Source organism: Microbacterium sp. (assembly GCF_036277215.1).
In the GTDB taxonomy this organism is placed as follows: Bacteria; Actinomycetota; Actinomycetes; order Actinomycetales; family Microbacteriaceae; genus Microbacterium.
The window spans coordinates 1-8810 of the sequence record NZ_DASUNI010000216.1; the positions used below are offsets into that span (position 1 = coordinate 1).

General features: G+C 65.3%; 8 protein-coding genes. 6 read left to right on the forward strand and 2 right to left on the reverse strand.

What is annotated here, in order from left to right:
• From VFX99_RS10925 to VFX99_RS10940, 4 genes are all read left to right on the forward strand, one after another.
• A partial coding sequence (locus VFX99_RS10925; RefSeq protein ID WP_329666321.1) for an ABC transporter permease subunit occupies window positions 1-577 on the forward strand: 577 nt, incomplete at its 5' end.
• Entirely contained in the window at window positions 577-1536 is a 960-nt protein-coding gene (locus tag VFX99_RS10930; protein ID WP_329666322.1) for a sugar ABC transporter permease, read from the forward strand. The genes VFX99_RS10925 and VFX99_RS10930, both read left to right, overlap by 1 nt.
• A gap of 96 nt (window positions 1537-1632) precedes the next feature.
• On the forward strand, window positions 1633-3330 hold the full coding sequence (locus VFX99_RS10935) for a glycoside hydrolase family 13 protein (protein ID WP_329666323.1): 1698 nt from the start codon (window positions 1633-1635) through the stop codon (window positions 3328-3330).
• An 81-nt stretch (window positions 3331-3411) separates the two neighbouring features.
• Window positions 3412-4434, forward strand: a complete 1023-nt coding sequence (locus VFX99_RS10940) for a LacI family DNA-binding transcriptional regulator (RefSeq protein ID WP_329666324.1) — start codon at window positions 3412-3414, stop codon at window positions 4432-4434.
• Window positions 4435-4438: 4 nt separating this feature from the next.
• Here VFX99_RS10940 and VFX99_RS10945 read toward each other — a convergent pair whose 3' ends face one another.
• Window positions 4439-6400 carry a glycoside hydrolase family 13 protein gene (locus VFX99_RS10945; RefSeq protein ID WP_329666325.1) on the reverse strand — a complete coding sequence of 654 codons (1962 nt, stop codon included), beginning with the start codon at window positions 6398-6400 and terminating at the stop codon, window positions 4439-4441.
• 209 nt (window positions 6401-6609) lie between these two features.
• Here VFX99_RS10945 and VFX99_RS10950 point away from each other — a divergent pair, with 209 nt between their 5' ends.
• Window positions 6610-7176, forward strand: a complete 567-nt coding sequence (locus VFX99_RS10950; RefSeq protein ID WP_329666326.1) for a hypothetical protein — start codon at window positions 6610-6612, stop codon at window positions 7174-7176.
• A 339-nt stretch (window positions 7177-7515) separates the two neighbouring features.
• Here VFX99_RS10950 and VFX99_RS10955 read toward each other — a convergent pair whose 3' ends face one another.
• Entirely contained in the window at window positions 7516-8004 is a 489-nt protein-coding gene (locus VFX99_RS10955; RefSeq protein ID WP_329666327.1) for a YajQ family cyclic di-GMP-binding protein, read from the reverse strand.
• Window positions 8005-8196: 192 nt separating this feature from the next.
• Here VFX99_RS10955 and VFX99_RS10960 point away from each other — a divergent pair.
• Window positions 8197-8810 (forward strand): hypothetical protein (locus VFX99_RS10960; protein ID WP_329666328.1); only part of this gene is annotated, 614 nt, incomplete at its 3' end.

Genomic DNA, 8810 nt, shown 5'->3' on the forward strand with positions numbered 1-8810 from the left:
TTCGGTGCTGCTGGTGCCCTATGCCATCCCGGGATTCATCTCGCTATTGGTCTGGTCGAGCTTCTACAACACCGAATTCGGCCTCATCAACACCACGCTCGGTCTCAGCATCGACTGGTTCGGGGATCCCTTCTGGGCGAAGGTGGCTGTGCTCGTCACGAACCTCTGGATGGGGTTCCCGTACATGTTCCTGGTCTGCACGGGCGCCCTCCAGGCCATCCCGTCGGATCTGAAAGAGGCGGCATCGATCGACGGAGCGACGGGCTGGACCAACTTCCGCAAGATCACCTTTCCGCTGATGCTCGTCGCCGTCGCACCACTGCTGGTCGCGACGTTCGCATTCAACTTCAATAACTTCGGCGCGATCTTCCTGCTCACCGAGGGCGGGCCGTTCACCCCGGAGAATCCGACGGCGGGAGCCACCGACATCCTCATCAGCTACACATACCGCCTGGCGTTCGGCGGGACACAGCAGATCGGGTTCGCGTCGGCTGTGACCGTGGTCCTGTTCATTCTCACCGGGATCATAGCCGCCCTTCAGTTCCGTGCCACTAAGAAGCTCGAGGAGTTCAGCTGATGACGCAGGTCAACCCCCAGGCGGGCCAAGTCGTTCCGTCCTCAGTGCTCACAGACCCCGCCGAGCGCGGGGACGTGTTCCACCCGGAACTGAAGACCAACAAGATCTCGCGCGGCCGCTGGTTCCGGGAAGTCGGCTGGCGGTACATCGTCGGCGCGGCTGCGATCGTCTATGCGCTGATCCCCGTGCTGTTCATCCTGTCGGCGTCCTTGAATCCCACCGGCAGCGTGGCGTCCGCGTCGATCCTCCCGCGGGCCTTCAGCATCGAGAATTACGCCCGCCTCTTCACGGATCCCGCGGTTCCGTTCGCGCTGTGGGCGCGCAACACCCTCATCGTCGCCGTCGTGGTGGTCGGAGTCTCCATCTTCTGCAGCGCGCTGGGCGCATACGCGTTCTCCCGGTTCCAATTCCGGGGCCGCCGTGGCAGCCTGTTCGCGCTTCTGCTCATCCAGATGTTCCCGCAGTTCCTCGCGGCGGTAGCGCTCTTCCTGATGTTCACCCGGGTCGGCGAGGCGATGCCGTACATCGGACTGGACACCATCGCGGGCTACATCCTGGTGCTTCTGGGCGGTGCGCTGGGTCAGGTGTGGCTGATCAAGGGCTTCTTCGACACGATCCCCCCAGAGCTGGACGAGGCGGCCGTGATGGACGGTGCCACGCATACGCAGATCTATTTCAAGATCATCCTGCCGCTGGTGCGGCCGATCCTCGCCGTGACCGGCTTGCTCGCCTTCATCGGCGTCATCGGGGAGTTCATCCTCGCGTCGATCTTCCTCCGCGACACAGAGGTCAAGACATTGGCGGTCGGCCTGTGGGGCCTCCTGGAGTCCGACAAGACCAACAACCTCGGAATCTTCTGCGCCGCGGCCGTACTCACCGCCATCCCGGTCGTCCTGCTGTTCCTGTACCTGCAGAAATTCATCGTCGGGGGGATTACGGCGGGCTCGGTGAAGGGCTGAGAGCACCCTGGGCTTTCCAAGGCTGACCCGAAGCGCTGGAAGCCGTGCCGAGTGCGGTCACTGCCGCGCCGCATCCCACCTTCACCGGAGGATCGTATGACCAGCGTCGATGAGTCACCCACATCCGCCTTCGACCCAAAGCACGACCCGCCGTGGTGGCGCCAGGCAGTCGTTTACCAGATCTACCCCCGCAGCTTCGCGGACTCGAATGGCGACGGAATCGGCGACATCCCCGGAATCACCTCGCGCGTCGACTACCTCGCCAAGCTAGGTATCGACGCGGTCTGGCTCAGCCCCTTCTATCCTTCCGAGTTGGCCGACGGTGGATACGACGTGGCCGACTACCGCGACGTCGACCCGAGGCTTGGCACGCTCGCCGACTTCGACGAGCTCGTCGCGGCACTGCACGCCCACACCCTCCGGGTCGTGATCGACATCGTGCCCAACCACACGTCCGATCAGCATGTATGGTTCCAGGAAGCGCTTCGGGCCGGACCCGGGTCGGCGGCGCGCGACCGATACATCTTCCGTGACGGCACCGGCCTCGACGGGTCGAAGCCCCCCAGCGACTGGCAGAGCTTCTTCGGCGGCTCTGCCTGGGAACGCGTCGACGACGGGCAGTGGTACCTTCACCACTTCGCCACCGAACAACCCGATCTGAACTGGGACAATCGGGACGTACACGACGACTTTCTCTACACCCTGCGGTTCTGGGGCGACAGGGGTGTCGACGGGTTCCGCATCGATGTGGCGCACATGCTCACCAAAGACCTCACCGAGCCACTGCCTACTCACGCCGAATTGCAGCTGATTCCGCGGGATGGGAAGCACCCGACCCTCGACCGGGACGATGTGCACGATGTGTACGCGGAGTGGCGAGCAGTGTTCGATTCATACGACCCGCCCCGCACCGCCGTCGCCGAAGCATGGGTCGATCGGGAGCGAGTGCCGCTGTATGCGAGTCCCGAGAGCCTCGGCCAGGCGTTCAACTTCGACTTGCTGCAAGCCGACTTCGATCCCGAGCAATTTCGCCGGATCGTCACCGACAACCTCGACTTGGCGGCGCAGTCGGGATCGTCGAGCACCTGGGTGCTGTCGAACCACGATGTGACGCGTCACGCCACCAGGTATGGCCTGCCCCATCCACCTCGTGAGAAGGATGGGTGGCTGACGGTCAAGCACGGCATCGAGTGGGTCCTCGCCGGCGGGCCGGCGGACGCGATCGATCTGCCAGGCGGAGCAAGACGCGCCCGTGCGGCCACGCTCTTCGTGCTCGGGCTTCCGGGGTCGGCGTACTTGTACCAGGGCGAGGAGCTCGGTCTGCACGAGGTGGCCACTATCCCCGACGACGCGCGTCAGGATCCCACGTTTTTCCGCACTGGAGGTACAGACGGCCTGGGAAGAGACGGCTGCCGAGTCCCGCTGCCGTGGGAGGAGTCAGGTGAATCGTTCGGCTTCGGGTCGGGCGGCGCACACCTGCCGCAACCGGGGTGGTTCGCCGAGCATGCGGTCGCGCGCGAAGAAAAGGACGCGACCTCGTCGTTGGCCATGTACCGTCGCGCGCTCACGCTGAGGCATTCGCTGCAGTCCGGGGAGCGGCTCGAGTGGATCGAGACCCGCGACCCCACAGTGCTGCGCTACCGCCGTCCGAACGGCTGGGAGGTCGTGACGAACTTCGGCGTGGGGGAGTATCCTCTCGACCGCGCCGACGTCGTGCTGTCGAGTGGTCCGGTGCGTCTCGGGGTCGTGCCGGGCGAAACGACCGTCTGGCTCGCGCCGTGCGAGGAGTATTGAGACATCGGTTGCTGGAGCTTCGTCGGGGAAACGGCACCGGGGTGGGGGACTGAAGTCGCACCCGAGTGAAGAGGAAGCATCATGGTCGGCATTGAAGACGTCGCCCGCGGGGCCGGTGTCTCCGTGGCCACGGTGTCGCGCGCGCTGAGCGGTCGCGGTTCCGTTGCGGATCACACCCGGGAGCGCGTTCTCTTGGTCGCGCACGAACTCGGATACGTCGTTTCCTCCGCAGCGTCAGGGCTTGCGTCTGGACGGTCTCGAGCTGTGGGCGTGATCGTGCCTCTGCTCAATCGCTGGTTCTACACGTCCGTGCTGGAGGCGGCTCAGAACGCGCTCGTCAGTTCCGGCTACGACCTGACCCTCTACAACCTGGGCGGCGGCGCAGACAGGCGCGGGAGCGTATTCGAAGAATTCCTGCACAGAGGCCGGGTCGACGGCTTCATCGCGATCAGCCTCGAGGTGAACCCTGAGGAGGTGCGCAGCCTGCACGCCGTGGGCAAGCCGATCGTCTGCGTCGGTGGACCCATTGCCGGTCTCCACACGCTGAGCGTCGACGATGTAGAGATGGCCAGACTCGCAACGGAGCATCTTGCAAGCCTCGGCCATCGGCGCATAGCGCTCATCGGTGGCAGTCCTGGGCAGAAGGATTTCCACATGCCGCTCAAGAGGAAGACCGGCTACGAGCTCGCATTGACACATCGCGGCATCGACCTGGAACCCGCCCTTTTGGAGGAGGGCTACTTCACAATCGAGACTGGTTACGAAGCGGCGACCCGTCTGCTCGCCGATCCCTCACAGCGCCCGACAGCGATCTTCGCGGCGTCGGACGAGATGGCGGTGGGTGCCATTCTGGCGGCTCGCGAGCTGGGGTTGCGTGTTCCGGAGCACCTGTCGGTGGCGGGAATCGACGACCACGAGCTTGCCGGCTTCTTCGGGCTGACCACGGTGGCGCAGTATCCCGCCGCCCAAGGCGCACGGGCTGTCGAGCTCCTGCTGAGCGAGCTCGAAGGGGACGGCGGAATCGCGAACGGTGAGGGCAACACGCCTCATCCGTTCGACCTCATCGTCAGGTCGAGCACTGGCCCGCCCCCGCGGGGCAGCTGAGCCGCTACCGAGGGTCCGGGCGTACGGCCAAGGTCGGCAAGCCGATGCCGCGTAGCGCCCACACGGCGAAAACCGGGCCGCGACCCGCGAGGATTATCGAACCGTCGGAAGCCATTTCGAGATCGGCGTCGCCGTACGCGGCTGTCGCGGCATCCGCACCGACGACGGCGCCCGCGGGTATTCGCACGTCGACGTCGCCGCGCGCCGCGAGGACAAGCAGCGTCTCGTCCTGCGCTTCGCGCACGAACACGATGACGTTTTCGTCTGAATGGATCCAGCGCATCCCCCCGGCGCCGAGCGCCGGATGCCTGTGGCGCAGTGCCACGAGCCCGCGATAGAGGGTCAGCCTTTCCTGAACCGCCGGCTCATCGATGCGGTGCCAGGGCATGGGCGTTCGACTCGTCTCCCCGTCAGCACCCTGCTCGCCGAACTCATCGCCGGCCCAGATGACCGGCAAACCCGGAAGCGTCAGCGAGAGGCCGACCGCGACAGGAATCACTGAAGGGTGGGCGTGCGTCGCAAACCGCGCGGTGTCATGGCTGTCGAGTGTATTCATCGTGCCGAGCCTCACCGACCATGGAATCCCCGCGAAGAATCGATCGACGCTGGTGGCGAACTGGCGGGCGGTGAACCGAGGGATGCGTTCGACGGGCTGGCCGAAGTACCAAGGCTCTGTCGTCGCGCGGCCGAGCGCGTCGATGTAGGGCTCAGTGGAGGTGTCGCCCAACCAGTTCCACAGCGGCCTCGTGAAGGCGACGTAGGTCATGGCGCCCTGCCATCCATCCCCTTGCAGGTCGCCGGTCGCGTCGCCGGTCGACTCCGCCACCAGGTACGTGTCGGGGTGAACGCTCGTCATCGTGCGACGAATGGCTCGACGCACCTCGGCGTTGTGATCTGCGGCGCCCAGCCGACCTGTCATATTTGCCACGTCGATGCGCCAGCCGTCGAGTGAATAGGGGGGCTGCAACCACTTCGCGACGACAGACTCTGGGCCGTCGACGAAACGTCGCGCGAGCTCAGGGCTGGACCAGTCGAACTTCGGCAACGTCGCGAAGCCGAGCCACGACTCATAAGACGCGTTGGCGTCATCGGTGAAGTAGTAGAAACGTTCCTCAGGCGCGCCGGCGTGGGCGTATGCGCTGCGGAACCACTCATGGCGGTCGCCGGAGTGATTCGTCGTGAGATCGCCGATGACGTGAATGCCACGCGCGTGCGCAGCCTCGATGAGCCGGATGTAGGCCTCGTCCCCGCCGAGGAGCGGGTCAACCTCATCGAACGTGGTCGCGTCGTAACGGTGATTGGATGACGCTGGGAAGACCGGGGTGAGGTACAGCAAAGTCACGCCGAGCTCGATCAGGTGATCTAGGTGCTCGACGATTCCGTCGAGGTTGCCGCCGTAGAACTGCTGCGAGCGTGCGGGCGCGACGGGATCGACAGAATCGGTCCAATCGGCGGGAATCGCCCAGGGTGGGAGGGAACGATCGTCATCCGCTGCCGACCGTGCAAAGCGGTCGGGGAAGACCTGGTACATCACTGCATCCGGCAACCAGGTCGGCGGCGGGTTGCCTGCGACGACGGCGAAATCCTCCGAATCTCGAGTTTCGATGTCGGAAAGTCCGGCCTGATTCAGCCAGCTGACGCGGCCGTCCGAAGCGACAAGCATCCACCGGTAGCTGTTGTGCAGGTTTCGGATGGGCAGCGGCGCATCCCACCATTCCCATTCTTCGACGGCAGCGAGGCGCTGCGCTCTTGTGAAGATGGGCTCGCGGTCGGGTGTCGAACGCACCCAAACCGCATCCAACTGCCCATATACGTGCGGCACCCGCAGTCGAACGCGTACCACATCTCCGATTTCGGGCGCGGGGTCAGAAACGTGGACGGGCGATCCGTCATGGTGAGGACGCAGCGAAAATGTCATATTCCCAATGAGGCTACCGCCGATCCGAGTGCGCCGCCCCTGGGCCACGAGCCCTTTTGTCTTGCCCCGGGGCCTCGGAACCCCGGTGCGCGCCGGTTGCGTGGCAGCTGGCCTGAGGTCGACCTGTGTAACAACTCACCTTGCGATCCGGCGACTGCAGTGCGATTACGAGTGGAATCACAGGGTTCCACCGCTTGCTTGTCCACCGATGCCCGAACCCAGTGTGTGGCCCGCCCATCTCGTGCTAGAACGGTCCGATGTTGGACGACGAATTGGAGGCGCGCCAGGCGGCACTCCAGGCCGAGGGGCGCCAGATGCTGGCTTGCGTGGGCCCCCTCCTGAACGGGGTCGGCGAGCCCATCACAACGGGCAGCTTTGTCTCCGGGCTCATGGTGTGGCGGGACCTGGATGTGATGGTCCTCGGCGGCTCGCATTTCTCGCCGCACGACGTTATCGCTCTCCTGGGGCGCGCAGTCGATCTACCCGGCGTCAACGGCTTCGAGTACGTCGACGAGCGGGGTGACCGCTCACCGACCGGCCTGCGGCGCGACGAGCGGTACCACGTCACCCTTGCTCGAGATGAGTGGCGGATCGACCTGTCGATCTGGTTGTACGACGACCATCGGAACGTGACCGACTGGCACCACGAACTCAGAGAGCGGCTGACTGGTGACCAGCGCCGGGCGATCCTGCGCATCAAAGACGTGTGGCACCGCCGGCCGGAGTATCCGGACGAGATCAGCGGCGCGGAGATCTACACCGCGGTGCTCGAGCATGCGCTAAGGACACCCGAGGAGTTCGCCGCGCACCTGGGCGGCCGTTGACTCTCCGATCCGAGCGGTCGTCGACACGGTCGGCGGCTCGCGTGCGTGACCGATCGGCATCCACAGGCCTGCCGCCTGCACGCCGAGATCGACCGTCATGCCAGTTGCCAACGGCTCAGTCCCGCGGTGGGTCGCTGTCAAGTCCTGTCATGCCGACCGTTGGCAGAAACGGGTCGACCGAAGGGCCGGCACTCCGTCAGCAGAGGACAAGACGCGGGCAGCGACCGTGGAATTCATGGCACTCACGGCCAGCGCAAGACCTGGCGAACGAGCCTCATCCTAGGATTCTGCGGACTCCCTGCCGACTTAACCCGGAAAACGCCAGGTCAGAGAGGTGCACTACCGGTAGTTGATGAACTGCAGGTCTACGTCGAGGTCGGCGGCCTTGAGTAGGCGCTGCACCTCCTGAAGGTCGTCGCGGCTCTTGGATTGCACGCGCAACTCGTCACCCTGGATCTGCGACTTGACGCCCTTGGGCCCCTCGTCGCGGATGATCTTGCCGATCTTTTTGGCGTTCTCCTGCGAGATGCCGTCCTTGATGGTCGACGTGAGTCGGTACTCCTTGCCGCTCGCGACCGGCTCACCGGACTCGAGGCTCTTCAGCGATATGCCCCGCTTGACGAGCTTGGACTGGAAAACGTCGAGAACGGCCTTCGCGCGCTCCTCGGTATTCGCCTTGATCAGGACGGCCTCGCCGCTCCACTCGATCGAGGAGCCCGTGCCCTTGAAGTCGTAACGCTGCTCGACCTCCTTGCGGGCCTGCTGAAGCGCATTGTCGGCTTCCTGATGGTCGACCTTGCTGACGATGTCGAAGGATGAATCAGCCATGCGCGGAAGTCTAGCCGCCACCGCGACGACTCCCGCGGTCGGGTGAGTCCTGTCATTACGGGTGCCGCCTGGCTAGGGAGATGGTGCCTCGAGCGGATACGGTGCCGCCATGACCCCTCTTCTGCCATTCCTGGACTCCGCACTGCTGCACCTCGCGAACCCGCACCCGGCGAACCCGCACCCGGTGAGACCGTGAGCTCGGAGCGCTTCGAAGCGCTGAGCAAGGGTCTCGCGGACCGCGTGCAGGCGGCGGACGGGCTGTTCGGTCTGGTGCTGCTCGGCTCGGCATCCGATGACGCGGCCGACCGGCGCGATGAGTGGTCGGACCACGACTTCTTCGCGCTGATCGAACCGGGACGAGGCGCGGATGTGCGACCCGACCTGTCCTGGCTGCCCGAGCAGGATCGGATCGTGCTCACCGCACGCGAAGGGGAGATCGGCTTCGTCGCGGTGTACGAGGACGGGCACGTCTTCGAGTTCGCGGTCGCAGAGGTGGACGAGCTGGCAGACGCCGTCGCGGGGGACGCCACCGTCGTCATCGATGATGCAGAAGGGACGGTCGCCGGACTCATCGAGCGTGCGCGGGCGAAGGCGGCGGCATCCGATCGATTCGATCCGGAGAACGACGCCCGGCTGATGCTGGTGAAGCTGCTGATCGGAGTCGGGCGGGTGCGGCGCGGCGAGGTCCTCAACGGCGGTCAGTTCATCCGCACCTCGGCCGTGCAGCACCTCGTTCGGGCGATCCGCGGCCGATTCGCGGAACGCTCCACCACGCTGCGCGACACCATCGACCCGCTGCGCCGGTT